Source organism: Limnobacter sp. SAORIC-690 (assembly GCF_002954425.1).
GTDB lineage: Bacteria > Pseudomonadota > Gammaproteobacteria > Burkholderiales > Burkholderiaceae_B > Limnobacter > Limnobacter profundi.
The window spans coordinates 1672358-1687219 of the sequence record NZ_MQVZ01000001.1 but is presented as its reverse complement, the minus strand read 5'-3'; the positions used below and the strand labels follow the sequence as shown (position 1 = coordinate 1687219).

13 protein-coding genes and 1 other RNA gene are annotated in these 14862 nt (G+C 53.3%); 5 read left to right on the top strand and 9 right to left on the bottom strand.

Features of this window, described 5'->3' with window-relative positions; all coding sequences use genetic code 11:
• Positions 1–8 precede the first annotated feature (8 nt).
• The 9 genes from BSZ31_RS08035 to BSZ31_RS17545 form a co-directional block, all read right to left on the bottom strand.
• Complete coding sequence (locus BSZ31_RS08035) at positions 9–494, bottom strand: PAAR domain-containing protein (RefSeq protein ID WP_105028308.1); 486 nt, start codon at positions 492–494, stop codon at positions 9–11.
• Positions 495–1224: 730 nt separating this feature from the next.
• Positions 1225–2445, bottom strand: a complete 1221-nt coding sequence (locus tag BSZ31_RS08030) for a CaiB/BaiF CoA-transferase family protein (RefSeq protein WP_105028307.1) — start codon at positions 2443–2445, stop codon at positions 1225–1227.
• A 27-nt stretch (positions 2446–2472) separates the two neighbouring features.
• Positions 2473–3108, bottom strand: coding sequence for a recombination mediator RecR (gene recR, locus BSZ31_RS08025; protein ID WP_008250216.1), 636 nt, complete (start codon positions 3106–3108; stop codon positions 2473–2475).
• A gap of 9 nt (positions 3109–3117) precedes the next feature.
• The gene (locus BSZ31_RS08020; RefSeq protein ID WP_040512993.1) at positions 3118–3444 is read right to left on the bottom strand and encodes a YbaB/EbfC family nucleoid-associated protein; all 327 of its coding nucleotides are present in this window, start codon (positions 3442–3444) and stop codon (positions 3118–3120) included.
• 22 nt (positions 3445–3466) lie between these two features.
• On the bottom strand, positions 3467–5305 hold the full coding sequence (gene dnaX / locus BSZ31_RS08015; RefSeq protein ID WP_105028306.1) for a DNA polymerase III subunit gamma/tau: 1839 nt from the start codon (positions 5303–5305) through the stop codon (positions 3467–3469).
• 57 nt (positions 5306–5362) lie between these two features.
• Positions 5363–5459, bottom strand: an RNA gene (gene ffs / locus BSZ31_RS08010) — signal recognition particle sRNA small type.
• Positions 5460–5469: 10 nt separating this feature from the next.
• Entirely contained in the window at positions 5470–8739 is a 3270-nt protein-coding gene (locus tag BSZ31_RS08005) for an exodeoxyribonuclease V subunit beta (RefSeq protein ID WP_206018569.1), read from the bottom strand.
• Positions 8732–9061, bottom strand: coding sequence for a PD-(D/E)XK nuclease family protein (locus tag BSZ31_RS17550; RefSeq protein ID WP_206018568.1), 330 nt, complete (start codon positions 9059–9061; stop codon positions 8732–8734). The genes BSZ31_RS08005 and BSZ31_RS17550 overlap by 8 nt, the downstream gene beginning before the upstream one ends.
• A gap of 20 nt (positions 9062–9081) precedes the next feature.
• Positions 9082–11247 (bottom strand): PD-(D/E)XK nuclease family protein, encoded by a 2166-nt coding sequence (locus BSZ31_RS17545; RefSeq protein ID WP_105028304.1) that lies wholly within the window; start codon positions 11245–11247, stop codon positions 9082–9084.
• A 193-nt stretch (positions 11248–11440) separates the two neighbouring features.
• Here BSZ31_RS17545 and trxA point away from each other — a divergent pair, with 193 nt between their 5' ends.
• The 5 genes from trxA (at position 11441) to BSZ31_RS07975 (ending at position 14860) form a co-directional block, all read left to right on the top strand.
• Complete coding sequence (gene trxA / locus BSZ31_RS07995) at positions 11441–11770, top strand: thioredoxin TrxA (RefSeq protein WP_105028303.1); 330 nt, start codon at positions 11441–11443, stop codon at positions 11768–11770.
• A gap of 122 nt (positions 11771–11892) precedes the next feature.
• Positions 11893–13149 (top strand): transcription termination factor Rho, encoded by a 1257-nt coding sequence (gene rho, locus BSZ31_RS07990; RefSeq protein ID WP_008250210.1) that lies wholly within the window; start codon positions 11893–11895, stop codon positions 13147–13149.
• Positions 13150–13229: 80 nt separating this feature from the next.
• Positions 13230–13646, top strand: coding sequence for a polymorphic toxin type 44 domain-containing protein (locus tag BSZ31_RS07985; RefSeq protein WP_105028302.1), 417 nt, complete (start codon positions 13230–13232; stop codon positions 13644–13646).
• 2 nt (positions 13647–13648) lie between these two features.
• Positions 13649–14209, top strand: a complete 561-nt coding sequence (locus BSZ31_RS07980) for a hypothetical protein (protein ID WP_105028301.1) — start codon at positions 13649–13651, stop codon at positions 14207–14209.
• Between the two features lie 57 nt (positions 14210–14266).
• Complete coding sequence (locus BSZ31_RS07975; RefSeq protein ID WP_105028300.1) at positions 14267–14860, top strand: LemA family protein; 594 nt, start codon at positions 14267–14269, stop codon at positions 14858–14860.
• The last annotated feature ends 2 nt before the right edge of the window (positions 14861–14862 follow it).

Below are 14862 nucleotides of genomic sequence, written 5' to 3'. Positions count from 1 at the left end.
TTCAACACCTACCCAGCGATAAAAAACTCAAGATCTTTAATCTGATCCTCGGTATCAAAAAATTCAGTCTCTCCTTGCTCATCAGCAGTGAAAAAAGAAACTGACCCGCTGGGGAACCTGACTCCGTAAAACACATTCGGAATGCCGACTCCATTTTCATCTCGAATAATGTATCGATCATCGTAAATTACGTCAGCTGGATCAAACTTGAAATTACTAGGCCTTGCCTGCGCAATTAACAGAGCTCCGCATGCAACTTTGTGGCCATGAAGAGCAATAGCCATGTGGTTATCAGTGAAAAAGCTTTCCCCCTCAACGGTAGGAAATAAATGCGGCTTACATTTTGGACAGGTGACCATGTCGCCGACCCTTGCTATGGGTTTGTTTGCAGGTCCCCAAACAGTAGTTGGGCTGCCTGAAACAACCTTCCCACCATGAGTGGTGGTATCCCCGAGAACAACTTGTGCCCGTCCATTTACAATTGGCCTTGTCAAAAGTCACCTCATTTGCATACAAAACAATGAGTATCAATGGATCAGTTGAGCTTGCAAAATGAGGGGTGAATGAAGTAACTCCGAAGAGGTAGAGTTCAAGCATACAAGGTGACAATAGGTACACAATCTGCTGACTACATTTTCTTGAAGACGGTGATTCCAAGCATAAAAGCGACTCGGGGTTATTTGAGCGGGAGTGGGCCAAATGAAAAAATTTGATAATTTTGAATCTAATATTCTGGCTAGATACGAGAAGGGTGAACTTAAATCTACTTCCTCCGAAAAAAATAGATTTAGCAAAATTGAAAGAGGCTGCTGTGGCGACGTTTGTTAAAAACAAACGGGTCAAAGTTCGCTTGTGCTCACCTAACACGACTGTCGGTAAGGAACCAAGCTAAATAACGGTTTGCTGTGAGTCGACTTTTTTTCGCGATCCGGTTTCTTATCCGTGCCAGTCACCGTGGCTTTCGTGAATTCAGATTTGCAGCAGCATCGCATCGTTCTGCCGACTTCAGATCAAGTCGCCCGGTTTGATTCGAAGCGAGGGGCGGTTCCTGCAAGGACCGATGCGAAGACGCTTTTGCGTTTCGCTTGCCCCAAGCAAGATTCAACACCGGGGAATTCGACTTGGATCAAGGCAGAATGAGCGATGCGCTGCAAATCCAGAATTCAGCTTGATCAGAGCGCAATGGTGCAAGGTTGCGGCAAATCAGGAATGACAAACTTCCATTCAAATCACCCCACCATCCTTCATCTGCTGAATCTCTTCAGCCGAATAACCCAGCCCTGCCAACACTTGCGCATTGTGCTCACCCAGCTTGGGCCCAAGCCAGCGGGTTTGGCCGGGTGTGTCGCTTAACTTGGGCACAATACCCGGCACTTTCAAAGTACGGTCGTCGCCAAAGGCATGTTCTTCAATCATGCCGCGTGCAGCAAATTGCGGGTCGCGCACAATGTCTTCAATGCTGTAAATTTTGCTGACAGGCACATCGGCTTTTTCGAGCACTTCAAGCGCCTCGTCAATGCTGCGTTCCTGGCACCACTGGGCAATGGTGCTGTCAATCAACTCGGTGTGGCGAACTCTGCCATCGTTGCTGGCCATGTCGGGGTTTTCTGAGAAATCGCTTCGACCAATTGCCACCATCAGGCGCTTGAAAATGGCGTCACCATTGCCACCAATCACAATGAATCCGCCGCAACCGCAGGTGTAAGTGTTCGATGGCACAATGCCCGGCAAACTTGCACCGGAACGTTTGCGAACCACACCAGCAAAGTCATATTCGGGCAGCAGGCTTTCCATCATGTTGAACACCGATTCATACAGCGCCACGTCCACAACCTGCCCCTTGCCGGTTTTATGGCGGTGCTGCAAAGCCATCAGCGCACCGATTACTGCATGCAAACCGGCCAGTGAATCGCCAATCGAAATACCCACACGCACAGGCGGGCGGTCGGTGTCGCCACTTAAAAACCGCATGCCACCAATCGATTCCGCAATGGCACCAAAACCGGGGCGGTCTTTGTAGGGGCCAGTTTGGCCATAGCCGCTCAGGCGAACCACAATCAGGCCCGGGTTCATGGCCTGCAATTGTTCTGGGCTTAAGCCCCACTTTTCGAGTTGGCCTGGGCGGAAATTTTCCACCAGCATGTCAGCGCTTTCGATCAGCTTGCGCAATACAGCCAGCCCTTCTTCGGCTTTTAAATTCAGGGTAATTGATTTTTTGTTGCGGGCCTGCACAGCCCACCACAGGGAATTGCCCTCGTGCAGCACACGCCATTTACGAATCGGATCGCCACTGCCTGGGGTTTCAACCTTGATGACTTCGGCACCGAATTCGCCGAGCATTCGGCTGGCAAACGGCCCGGCAATCAGTGAACCCAATTCAAGCACACGGATGCCCGCCAAAGGACCAAGGTTGGTGGTGGAAGGTTGCTCAGAAGGATTGGTCATGGAAAGCCGCTGGCAAAAATAAAAGAGTTATTCCGGGTCAGAGCCCAACTGGCGACGATCCAGCAAAGCCCGCGCCACGGTGCTGGGGTCGGTGTATTCAAGCTCGCCACCTATAGGCACGCCACGGGCGAGACGACTAACCTTCAGTGCCATACGGCGAATTCGGTCGGTGAGAAACACGGCTGTGGCCTCGCCCTCGTTGGTGAAGTTGGTGGCCAAAATGACTTCCTTCACTTCGCTGTCATCCAGGCGCTGGCTTAATTTGGGCCAATCCAGCGACTCGGGGCGCACACCATCCAAAGGCGATGCCCTGCCCATCAACACGTAGTAATAGCCTCGATAAGTTTGAGTGGCCTCAATCGCAGCCAAGTCGGCTGGGGTTTCAACCACACACAGCAAACCTGGGTTACGGCGGGTGTCGCTGCAAATGGAACACACATCGGCATGGCAAAAATTGTTGCACATGCTGCAATGGCGAATTTCTGCCACAGCTTTCAGCAGCGATTCGCCAAGTGCTGTGGCTGCTTGGCGATCGTTTTGCAGCAAATGAAAAGCCAGGCGTTGCGCCGACTTCGGCCCCACGCCGGGCAAGCGCTTGAGCGCCTGCACCAGATCAACCAAGGGGTCGAGGCCATCAAAGGCGTCAAACGCGGAACGGCTCATGGGTGTTGCTTAGAATGGCATTTTGAAGCCGGGTGGCATTGGGAAACCGGCTGTGACTGAGGACATTTTTTCAGTCATAGTGGCTTCGGCCTTTCTTACAGCGTCATTGAATGCAGCAGCCACCAGGTCTTCCAGCATATCCTTGTCTTCGCCCAACAGCGATGGGTCAATCGTAATGCGCTTGCAATCGTGCTTGCAGGTCATCACCACTTTCACCATGCCGCCGCCCGATTGCCCTTCCACTTCAAGCGCACCAATTTCGGCCTGCATTTTGGCCATCTTTTCCTGCATTTGCTGGGCTTGTTTCATCAAGCCGGCCAGTTGGCCTTTCATCATGTTCATGTCGAAATCTCTCCTGTCAAATATCAGCTGGGCCTGTGTTGCTCAGCGTGCGTTCTGAACCTGAGACCACAGTTGCGCCCATCAAGTTCTGAATGTCTTTTAAAAACGGGTCTTCCTGCAAGGCTTGCTTGGCGCCTTCAAGGGCTTGCCTGCGGGTTTCACTTTGCACCGCATGCGCGGTTTGCTGTGCCTCACCAAACTGCATTTGCAAACGGACAGTGCTTCCATAGTACTGGCCCAGTGCGCTCTCAAGACGGGTCGCCATGCTGGGTTCGGTGTAGGCTTTAATTGCTGTGCGCAAAACAATGTGCAGCACCTCGCCATCCCGACTGGCCTCAACCAGTTCGGCCTGCACAAGCGCCTGGCGGGTCAATCCCTTGGCAGGCACTTCTTGAGACACCTGCGGCCAGTTGGCCGCACTGGGCAAATGGCCATTGGCTGATTGGGTATAAGCCGGTTGCGGTTTAAATTCCGACGCTGGTGCAGATGCAGGCACAACGGGCTTCGATTGCGCCACAGGCAAATCATCGGCGGTGTCCCACGGCGGCGACTCATCGAATTCCTCCACAAGCGCAGGCGATGGGCCCTTGGGTGTGGTCGACTCCATGACAGGCGCAGCAGGGACCTCAGCGGGAACCTCAACAGGCATTGCAGGCACAGCAGCCACCACTGGTTTAGCCGCAGCGGGTTTGGCTGCCAACAGGGGAACGGTCGCTTTGATGGCTGCTGGAGCCAAGGGCATGGTACGGCCTACCGCAACTTGCCCACCCGGCTTGAAGGCCAACATGCGCACCAGCGCCATGGAGAACCCAATGTGTTCCTCTGGGGCCAAATGCAATTCAGCACGGGCATGGGTGGCAATTTGATAAATCAGTTGCAGGTCTTCGGCACCAAAAGCACCTTGCAGGTTTTGTAGCGCCGCCTGGTCGGGGTCGTCGGCATCAAGCCCGCCCGCAAAATGCGCAACCGAAAGCCGGTAAGCAATGGCGGCCAGTTCGTCGAGAATGGCGCCAAATGGCGCACTGGCTGTGGCCAGCGCATTGCTTAATTCAAGCAAAGCCTTGCCATCGCCAACAGCCAGGGCTTGCAGCAACTGGTGCACCACCTGCTGGTCGACTGCGCCCAGCATGGTTCGTACGGTTTCTTCACCCACATGGCCTGCACTGTAGGCAATGGCCTGGTCAGTCAGTGAAAGTGCATCACGCACACTGCCGCGTGCAGCCTTGGCCAACAGGCGCAGTGCACCGGGCTCGAAGGCAATTTTCTCTTCCGTCAGAATGTGAGCCAGGTGATCTGCAAGCTGGTCGGGCGGCAATTGGCGCAAGGCAAATTGCAGGCAACGCGACAACACCGTGGCTGGAATTTTTTGTGGATCGGTGGTAGCCAAAATAAACAGCACATGGCCCGGTGGTTCTTCCAGCGTTTTCAGCATCGCATTGAAGGCGCTGGTCGACAGCATGTGCACTTCATCGATGACATACACCTTGTAGCGGCCTGCCGTGGGCGCGTACATGGCGTTTTCAAGCAGGGCACGCATCTCATCCACGCGCGTGTTGGTGGCTGCATCCACTTCCAGCAAATCGACAAACCGGCCCTGGCTGATTTCGACACAAGCCTGGCACTTGCCACAAGGCGTGCGGCTAATTCCCTGCTCGCAGTTCACGGCGCGGGCCAGAATTCGGGCAATGGTGGTTTTGCCTACACCGCGGGTGCCGGTAAACAAATAGGCGTGGTGCAGGCGTTGATTGTCGAGAGCGTGGGAAAGGGCTTTGACCACATGGGCCTGACCCACCAGCGAATCAAAGTCTCGCGGTCGCCATTTTCGAGCCAAAGCCTGAGATACAGTTTGATTCATTCAGATTGGGTCCACGTTTGTGTCCACGGTTGATTCCGCGCTGGGTCCAACAAATTAAGAGGCGAGCCAGAACCCCGGCACTGACTTCACGGTTGTGGCTGCTTCCTTCCGGACCTGACCAGGTTGGCCGCTACGCCATGCGGGGAGGCCCGCCAGACTGAATTCTACACCGAAGTCAGCCAGTGAACTTCGCCATGCCGGTCAATCAGTGCAGCTTGTGTGGGCGCCAGTTTATTGCCCTTGTTCAGGGTAAGGTCAACTAAACCCACGTATTCAAGTACTTGCTGAGTATAGCCCTGCAAATTGCCTGAATTTACTGCCCATTTGTAGTCCAGCACCAGAAAACGGTCGGGCAACTCAAGCACCCGGTCAGCCCGCAGCGATCGGCCATCGCCCAGCACCCATTCCAGTTCATTGAACACACGGTGGTTGCTGACCACAGCACCTTGCAACCACGGCTGCAAATCAGCCTTATCCACCAACAAACGGCAGGCTTGCTCCACCTGCAACAATTCATCGTCCCGCAGGGGTCGAAACACCGCCTCGCAGCGCACCAACACCCGCGCCCACCAGGTGTCGAAAGGCACATCAAACAGCTCGTCAACCCATTCAAGCGCTGCATGCCAGGCTGTACCTTTTCGCAATTCGGGCGTGGTAATACGAGGCACCACCTTGCCCACAGGCGCATTCAATGCTTTCAGTACCGGAAACTGCGGGCGTACCCACACGGCGGGGGGATCGAACAGCCCAGCCAATTCAATTTGGGCGGGCCCTTGCCTGGCTTCATCGGATGCATTTATTACACTTTCAAAAGTTGGCCAAGTGTTGTGCACTAGCGAGGCAAAAGGCAGTAAGCGTTCATACCAACCCTTGCTGGCCCCACGCTTTTCACTGCCACTTAAGTGAATGGAATACCGGGCGCGGGTTAGCGCCACATACAGCAAGTGGTCTTCCTCATCGGCATAAGCTTGTTGCTCAATGGTTTGAGCAGATGCGCGGCCTGGGCTGGGGTTGCTCAAATTGCCCATCACTGTGACTGAGTTGGGGTGCGATTCACCCAAAGCCCAATCAATCAGCAAACCCGCATTGCTGCCACCGGGTTTGGGCGACGAGTTTGCATCGAACAGCCACACGTGTTTGGCCTCAAGGCCCTTGGCGGAATGCACGGTCATGATACGCAAGACATCCGGGTTGTTGGCTGCGCCTTCGCTGTCGGAGCTGGCATAGGTTTGCAGTTTCACAGCCTCATACAAAGCGTGCTGCAGGCTTGGAAAACGACCCTTGTTCAAACCCAGTGCCCAAGCTTTTAACCAATCCCAGTGCTCAGCCATCATGACCCGCTGACGCGGCGAGGCTGAATTCAAATATTTTTCAGAGGCCTTGGTATCGGTAACAACTTTGGACAGGGTTTCAAACAGCGGCAAGGCGCGCGCCATGCGCAGCCATTCCGACAATTGCGCATGCAAGTTCGCCCATGGTCTCTCATGTTGCCCGGCCAAGGCCTCCAGCGTACTCCACACGGTGTTGGCCCCAGTGGTGTTCTGGGTTGTTTTACCCGCTTGAATCAGCGCCTGAAATTGCGGTGAAGAAAGCCCAATGAGGGGGCAACGCAACAATTGCAGCAGGTGCAAATTGGCATGTGGGTCATTCAGAAAACCCAGTAGTGCAATGGTGTCACCCCATACCTGCGAGGTGTAACGCTCGCCTTTGTCTTTGATGGTGTAAGCCAAACCGGCTTCACGCAGAGCAGCCATGAGGGGCACACCACTTTTGTGGGCGCGCACCAGCACCATCACTTCACTCAAATTCTGGATGCTGCCATTGGCCAGCCACTGTTGCAGGGTGTGCACCACACGCTGCGCTTCATCGGGGCCTTCCTCTTCTTTGAGCAGTTTGGGATAAACATTCAAGCCGCTCAGCGTTGATTCACTTTTTCCAGCCAAACTGGTGTGTGTGCGAAAGGCAGTTTGCCCCCGCGTTTGCCCCGGCTCGAACACGGTGTTGACCACATCAACCACAGACTGCGCACAACGCCGTGTTGAATCCGATTCCAAAGTTTTGGCTGCGAAGTTTTCCACAAGCCAGGTGCGCGCGTGGTTGAACAAGCGCGCCTCGGCCCGTCGAAAACGGTAAATTGATTGTTTCGGATCGCCCACCAAAAATACGCTGGGCTTGTCATCACCACTGTAGTCTTGCAACCAAAGTTTCAAGATATTCCATTGCACCGGGTTGGTGTCTTGAAATTCATCCACCAACAAATGACGCACGCGCGTGTCCAGTTTTTGCTGCATGTAAGCGCGCTGTTCATCATTCATCAACATGCGCAATGCGGTGGCTTCAAGGTCATCGAAATCGCACAAACCCTGCTCAAGCTTGATTGATTTATACGTGTCAAACAGCGGCTCAATCAATTGCGCCAAAGCAGCTGTGGCCTGCATGTCGAGCTGGTCTTTTTCAAGTTGCAAGGCCTGTGCTGTTTGCAGGGCCAAGCCCTCCAAGGTTTGAACATAGTCTGTTTCATCCACCGCTGTTTTCTGGCCCGCAGTGATCTTGAAAAAGTTTTTGCTCGGTTCATTTTTTGCGGTCAAACAAACCGCTTTCAGCTGCTCAAAAACATCCCCTACATCGCCACCTTCCCGCAATGCAGTCAGTGCCTTTTCAATTTCCACAGCATGGCCCTGTTGCTTCGCCGTGCCCAAGGCCAGCCAGCGTGCAGCTTGTTGCCATTGCTCCAGATAATGCTTGTTGTTCAACACTTCGACAGGCCATTGTTCGCCTTCATCAATGCCAAACACCATGTTCAACGGTGGTGCTTCGCTGTTGTGCAACCACAGGCTGCAAGCCACGCGATTGGTCAACGCATGCTGCAACACCTGGCGCACCACGGCACGGTCCATTTGTGAGGCCAGCGTGTCAAAGGCTGGCAGCAATTCCGATTGATCGTTCAGCAAATTGGCTGTGAACACATCAATGGCCATGTCCATCCAGAACCCGGTTTGATCGGTGGGTTCGCTTTGCCTTGAAAAGCCACTGGCCAAGGGTGCCATTTGGCACAAAGACGCGAACCAGCCATGGAACGTGTCGATGGTCACCCCACGTGAATTGGTCAGCACCTCGCCCGCAAGCGCACGCGCCTTGCTCAGGTTGGTCTCATTGGCCACGGCTCCGCGTTCGGTCAACAAAGCGCTCAGCTTGTCGTCACTCAACAAGGCACATTCACGCAACAAACCAAACAGGCGTTCCTGCATTTCTTGCGCGGCTTTGCGTGTGAAGGTAATCGCCAAAATTTGATCAGGCCTTGCCCCACTTAACAGCAAACGAAACAGGCGTGCGGTGAGCAACCAGGTTTTGCCACTGCCTGCGCAAGCCTCCACAACAACGCTGTTGGCCGGGTTGCAGGCAATCGAGGTGAAGTTGGTACGCAAATCAGTCATCTTCACCCTCCTCACCATTGATGACTTCATTGAATGCGGGGTGCGTTTCGGGCCTGCAAACGCCACGTACGGCGCAGTACTCACAGGCATCGCCAGGGTTGGCTTGCCAAACGGCTTTGCCATCAAAAAACGAATTCAGTTCAGTGGCCAGTTCACGGAGCAACACCTCGCCCCACGACTTGAAACCCTGTTCGCTGTACTCATCATTTAATGGAGGAAAACTGACCCAATCCACTTTGTCTTTGTGCAAGCCCAGGAAATCAAGTTGCGCACTGGGACTATTCAACATGGCCTGGTAAGCAGGCAGCTGAGGTTGGCTCAAAGGATCGGCCAGTCTTTTTTTCAACACGGCAGGTTGGTAAATTTAATGTCTGAAATCGCCAGTGCGCCACCCCGGGTATCCAACCTGTCCACGCGGCCTTTCAATGCAAGCGAGGCACCGCTGGGTTGCAATACAAGTGTGTGTTCAACCTGCTGCTCTGCACCCTTGAACTGCCAACCCTGAATTTGACGTTCCATTAATTTACCGGCCAGCCGCGGCACAATTTGATCAAAAAACTTCAGGAAGGGGTAAACAGTTGCGCGATCGTCCAACTCTAGCGTGTTCCACACAAGCTGGGCCTGGTCCAGCAGTGTTTGTTTCCAGGCTTGCAACTGATTCACGGGCTGGCCAGGCAAGGCCATGTGCTGTGCTGTTTTTTCCAGCACCTTGTGCACAAACACTCCGCGCAGTTGCTCATAACGCATGGCACCCTCATCACGTTGAGGTGGCCAGGGCAAAGCGTGTTTCAAGCCGAAGCGAAGGCGACAGGCCTTCCAGTCGTCAAGCGCTGTCACTCTTAAAGAATCAGGCATTGAACCCGAATCGCTCAAGGCGGTCAGTTGCAAGGCCTGCTCGGGTGATTCACGCACTTCAATTTCAAGATTGGAAGGCGTGCGGTGCCAGAAGCTGGCCCAATGTTGGGTGTGGTTTTCGGAATCTCGCAACACAATGTCCAGCCACATCAATTCAGGCAACAACATGTCGGGTTTGCCCGCTACCTGTGCGCTGTGCACCAAGGTTACTTCGTCGCTGTGCAACAGCAACTCGTACAACGCAGATATTTTTTGAATGCGAGCCAGACGCGGGCCGGGGAAACCCAATTCCTGCGCCACGGCAGGTGGCAACAAACCGGGTGGGCTTTCCTGAAAATGGGACTGTGCACAACCCAACACCAACACACGCTTGAATTGCCGCATGCGCGTGCTCAACAAGGGCACCATTCGCACGGGGCTTTCAATGTCGAGAGGGCGAAAACGTTGTGACTCAGCCCAGCTGCGCCAGGCTGCCAAAAATTCGTGTGAATCAAATTCGGTTTGCGCAGGCACCTGCCGCATCAAACCCAGCACGGTCAGCAACTGCTGCCCCGCCTCGTCAGGCTGCAAAGCCGTGTCCAGATCATATTTTTCAAACAGGGCCATGAAAGCGCCTGCCCACTGCGCCAGCGTGTAACGGTTCCCTGTTTTACCGAAAGCCCAAGGCTCTAGGTGTTCAAGCGGCAAGCCGGTAAAGGGCTGAGCAATGGCAGTAAGCTGGCCCTGCTCTACAAACTGTTGCAACAGATGGTCAAACCAGCCCGCCACATTCGATGTGGACAAACGCCACCCGGTGCGGTCATCTACCAACACACCCACTTCAGCCAGCAGCCCCACCATACGGCGCGCAGCCAAGCGATCAAGTACCGCCACAGCAATTTCGCTGACTGGGTCTTCTCGCAACCATTCCAGAATTTGGTGTGCGGCCTGCTGGGCCTGCGTGGTTTCGTCGGGCGCCACCTGCAACACTACGGGGCCGGGCTGGGTGTTAAAACGCTTCGCGCCCAATTGTTGCCAGGGTTGCGGCCCCTCAATGGCAGGAAGCCTGAACACCTGCACTGGCACCTCGGGGTAGAACAGATCCAGCCAAAGGCCTGGCACAGTTTCGCCATCATCAAACCACACCACCTGCACGGGCGGACTGCCCTCGGGTTTGGCTGGCTTGGGCAACAGGTCCATGAGCTCGGTCGCATAGGTTTGGGCCAGTGTGGCCACCACTTGAGCCTCTTCAGCAGCAAAAGTGTTGTTCTCACAATACTGGGCCAGCGCACTTGTGTTGCGTTTTTGCACCAAAACCTGTCGCAAAGCCAACTCCAGGTATTCCTGGGCCAAACCCCACAATTGAGAGGGCGATGAACCACCGCCCAACAAAGGCAATTGCCGCAATACACCCACCAAATCGGCTTGCAGGGCCAACCAGGGGCCCATTGCGGCTGGCTGGCTTAAACGGTCGGCTGTTTGAACCCAAGGCCCTAGCGTGGCAAGGCCCGCGTGGTGTTGCGCCCAATGCCGCTTAAAGCTACCCACGGTTTCTATGCGGGGCATCACCCACAACACCTGGCGGGCATCCAGCCCCGATCGGCTTAGCCAGTCAAATGCCGCCGCAAATGGGGTGGCTAGAAAAGGATCGACAGAAACAGAGTGTTGGGTCAAAACGTGTATGGGCTAATGTATGTCGTTAAGTCGATTAAAACGTGCGCGGGTTTGTGTTTCAGTTCAATTTCGCTGTACCATTCAGAATAGCATTTTCTTAAATGAAGAACTTTCATGGTCTGCGCGTGTGCTTTAATCACCCGGACATGCTTTGTGAATACCCTCCAAAGCAATTACCCACTTGAGGATTTAAATGAGCAGTGACCTGATCAAACACGTCAGTGACGCATCTTTCGACAGCGATGTTTTGAAAACCGACGGCCCTGTGCTGGTCGACTACTGGGCTGAATGGTGTGGTCCTTGCAAAATGATTGCGCCGATTCTTGATGACTTGTCCTCTGAATACAACGGCAAGCTGCAAATCGCCAAGATGAACGTGGACGAGAATTCTGAAACGCCTGCCAAGTATGGCATTCGCGGCATTCCAACCTTGATGTTGTTCAAGAACGGTGCCGTAGTGGCCACGAAAGTGGGCGCGTTGTCCAAATCACAGCTGGCCGCCTTTATCGACAGCCACCTGTAATACAATATTGATTGAGTCGCCCGGCACGTGCCGGGCATCGAACCCCCTCACTGCAGTACAACCCCCACCCTTTGTTAACCTGTTTACCTCGCGGCGTTCGCCACCTACACAAATAGCCAAACATGTATCTATCTGAACTAAAAACGCAACACGTCTCTGCCCTGCTTGAAGTGGCTGGTGGCCTTGAAATTGAAAACGCCAACCGCATGCGCAAACAGGAATTGATGTTCGCAATCCTGAAGAAACGCGCCAAAAACGGTGAGCAAATTTTTGGTGATGGTGTGCTCGAAGTGCTGCCTGATGGCTTTGGCTTCCTGCGCTCACCAGAAACCTCGTACCTGGCCAGCCCGGACGACATTTACATTTCTCCCAGCCAGATTCGCCGCTTTAACCTGCACACAGGTGACAGCATCGAAGGTGAAGTACGCACCCCCAAAGACGGTGAACGTTATTTTGCGCTGGTGAAAGTAGACAAGGTGAACGGCGAAGCGCCTGAAGCCAGCAAACACAAAATTCTGTTTGAAAACCTGACACCGCTGCACCCTAACCAGCCCTTGAAGCTGGAACGCGACATGCGCGGCGAAGAAAACAACACTGGCCGTATCATCGACCTAGTGGCACCCATTGGTAAAGGCCAGCGTGGTTTGCTGGTGGCCCCACCGAAATCGGGTAAAACCGTGATGCTGCAACACATTGCACACGCGATTACCGCCAATCACCCCGACATCACCTTGATTGTGTTGCTGATCGATGAACGCCCCGAAGAAGTCACGGAAATGATGCGCTCAGTGCGTGGCGAAGTAATCGCCTCCACATTCGATGAACCCGCAACCCGCCACGTGCAAGTTGCAGAAATGGTGATTGAAAAGGCCAAGCGCCTGGTTGAGCACAAACGCGACGTGGTCATTCTGCTCGACTCCATTACCCGTTTGGCTCGTGCGTACAACACGGTTGTGCCGTCTTCTGGCAAAGTGCTGACCGGTGGTGTAGACGCCAATGCCCTGCATCGCCCCAAACGATTCTTCGGTGCCGCCCGTAACATTGAAGAAGGTGGATCGCTCACCATTATCGCAACTGCACTGGTAGACACCGGCAGCCGCATGGATGAAGTGATTTACGAAGAATTCAAGGGCACCGGCAACATGGAAATTCACATGGAACGCCGCATGGCGGAAAAGCGTGTGTACCCTGCCATCAACATCAACCGTTCTTCAACACGTCGCGAAGAACTGCTGATCAAGCCCGATTTGCTACAAAAGATTTGGGTGCTGCGCCGATTGTTGCACGACATGGACGAAATTGCTGCGATGGAATTCCTGATGGACAAGATCCGCCAGACCAAGAACAACGCAGAGTTCTTCGAAATGATGAAGAAGTAAATCGCTTTGAGGTGAGGCGAGGTGAAAATTGTCACCTTGCCGAACCTCGCAATAAAATCTGGCATTTTGGATTCTCTCAAATGTCCAATGATCTGACCTGCCTGACTAACAACGCTGCTGTTGGTACCCCCTGCCCTCCTCCAAACGTTTTCATCGAAATGAATATCCAACACTCGAGAAATCGTGTTGGAGAGATTCTCTCTCCTTCCGACTTGTTGTGGTTTTACAATCAGGTCAGAAACAAAGGCCCCTGGGATTTCAAACAAAAAGGGCAAGCCTATGCCGATTTTGGGAACTTCCACTACGGTGCGGTCGGCTATGCGATTGGAATACCGGAGCAAGTGCTGCTTAGAGCGGCTGGCTGGGCTCAAAGTAGAGCGGGAACCACGCTCAATTCTTTTGGTCATTGGACCGAAGATGCGCCATATGGTGACGATCCAAAGGACCAAATACAAATTCGAAATGGAATCGACTTCGCAAAACGAAATGGATATTGAGCATGAAATACTTAATGTGCCTGACCAGCATGGCGCTTACCGCCTGCCAGCCAACCCCTCTCGAACTTGATCGACTTTCCAGCAGAACAAACTCAGCCGGTAATATTGCAGCCAGTTGGAGCGAAACCAGTGCGGGTGCTACGACCGATTTCGTGTACCGACTTCATATTCATCAGAACAACTCTACTTCTCAAATCGATGAGAAAAGCGAAATTCTCAGAACAAACAGCATTGTCGACACCACCGTTGAGTGGCAATCGAGTCAGTCCTTGAAAATTAATTGTCTGCGTGGTGATGCCTACTTTTGGATCAACAGAGCTATAGTGAACGATCAAAACATTCGAATTGAACTAGATAGCCAATGCTCAGAGGAAGTGCGGGACAGGTGGGCTTACATCGCACCCAGCACTACAAAAGAAAAAATTCCGGAAATAGTTCTCGCTGACCCTCGTGTGCAACGATTATTGGATTTGAGAAAAAATGCCTTAAAACCAGATATTGGCTTACGTGTTTTATACAACGATGAAAGAACAAAAGAAGTAATTGAATTACATCAAAATTAGCCTGATAAACTCCAATGGCTGCTCAGTCAGTCAACCACCCCACCAAGGAGCATTCATATGAATCGCGTTTTTTCCCTGCTCACACTGATGTTTGCGCTGGTTCTCAGCGGCTGCGGGTATAACACCATTCAAACCACGGATGAACAAGTGAAAGCGGCATGGGCCGAGGTGTTAAACCAGTACCAGCGGCGGGCCGACCTGGTGCCCAATTTGGTAAATGTGGTGAAGGCCGAAGCCAATTTTGAGCAGGAGACACTGACGCAGGTGGTTGAGGCGCGTTCGAAAGCAACGTCGATTCAAGCCACTCCGGAACTGATCAACGACCCGGAAGCCTTCAACAAATTTCAGCAGGCGCAAGGTGAGCTGAGTGGTGCTTTGTCGCGGCTGTTGTTGATTACCGAGAACTACCCCAATCTGAAAGCCAATCAAGGTTTTCGTGATTTGCAAACGCAGCTTGAGGGCACAGAAAACCGAATTACCGTGGCGCGCAACCGTTACATTAAATCGGTTCAGGAATACAACGTGACAGTGCGTTCATTTCCCAACAACCTGACCGCGATGGTGATGGGCTACGAAGTGAAGCCCAGCTTCACGGTTGAAAACGAAGCCGCTATTTCCAAACCACCCACCGTGGACTTTGGCACCAAGTGATG

Excerpts from the sequence above, each read along its gene's own strand:
- BSZ31_RS08020 (WP_040512993.1), bottom strand. The coding sequence starts at position 3,444 with ATGATGAAAGGCCAACTGGCCGGCTTGATGAAACAAGCCCAGCAAATG.
- dnaX (WP_105028306.1), bottom strand. The coding sequence starts at position 5,305 with ATGAATCAAACTGTATCTCAGGCTTTGGCTCGAAAATGGCGACCGCGA.
- BSZ31_RS07975 (WP_105028300.1), top strand. The coding sequence starts at position 14,267 with ATGAATCGCGTTTTTTCCCTGCTCACACTGATGTTTGCGCTGGTTCTC.
- BSZ31_RS07980 (WP_105028301.1), top strand. The coding sequence starts at position 13,649 with ATGAAATACTTAATGTGCCTGACCAGCATGGCGCTTACCGCCTGCCAG.
- trxA (WP_105028303.1), top strand. The coding sequence starts at position 11,441 with ATGAGCAGTGACCTGATCAAACACGTCAGTGACGCATCTTTCGACAGC.
- BSZ31_RS08005 (WP_206018569.1), bottom strand. The coding sequence starts at position 8,739 with ATGACTGATTTGCGTACCAACTTCACCTCGATTGCCTGCAACCCGGCC.
- BSZ31_RS08030 (WP_105028307.1), bottom strand. The coding sequence starts at position 2,445 with ATGACCAATCCTTCTGAGCAACCTTCCACCACCAACCTTGGTCCTTTG.
- recR (WP_008250216.1), bottom strand. The coding sequence starts at position 3,108 with ATGAGCCGTTCCGCGTTTGACGCCTTTGATGGCCTCGACCCCTTGGTT.
- BSZ31_RS07985 (WP_105028302.1), top strand. The coding sequence starts at position 13,230 with ATGTCCAATGATCTGACCTGCCTGACTAACAACGCTGCTGTTGGTACC.
- rho (WP_008250210.1), top strand. The coding sequence starts at position 11,893 with ATGTATCTATCTGAACTAAAAACGCAACACGTCTCTGCCCTGCTTGAA.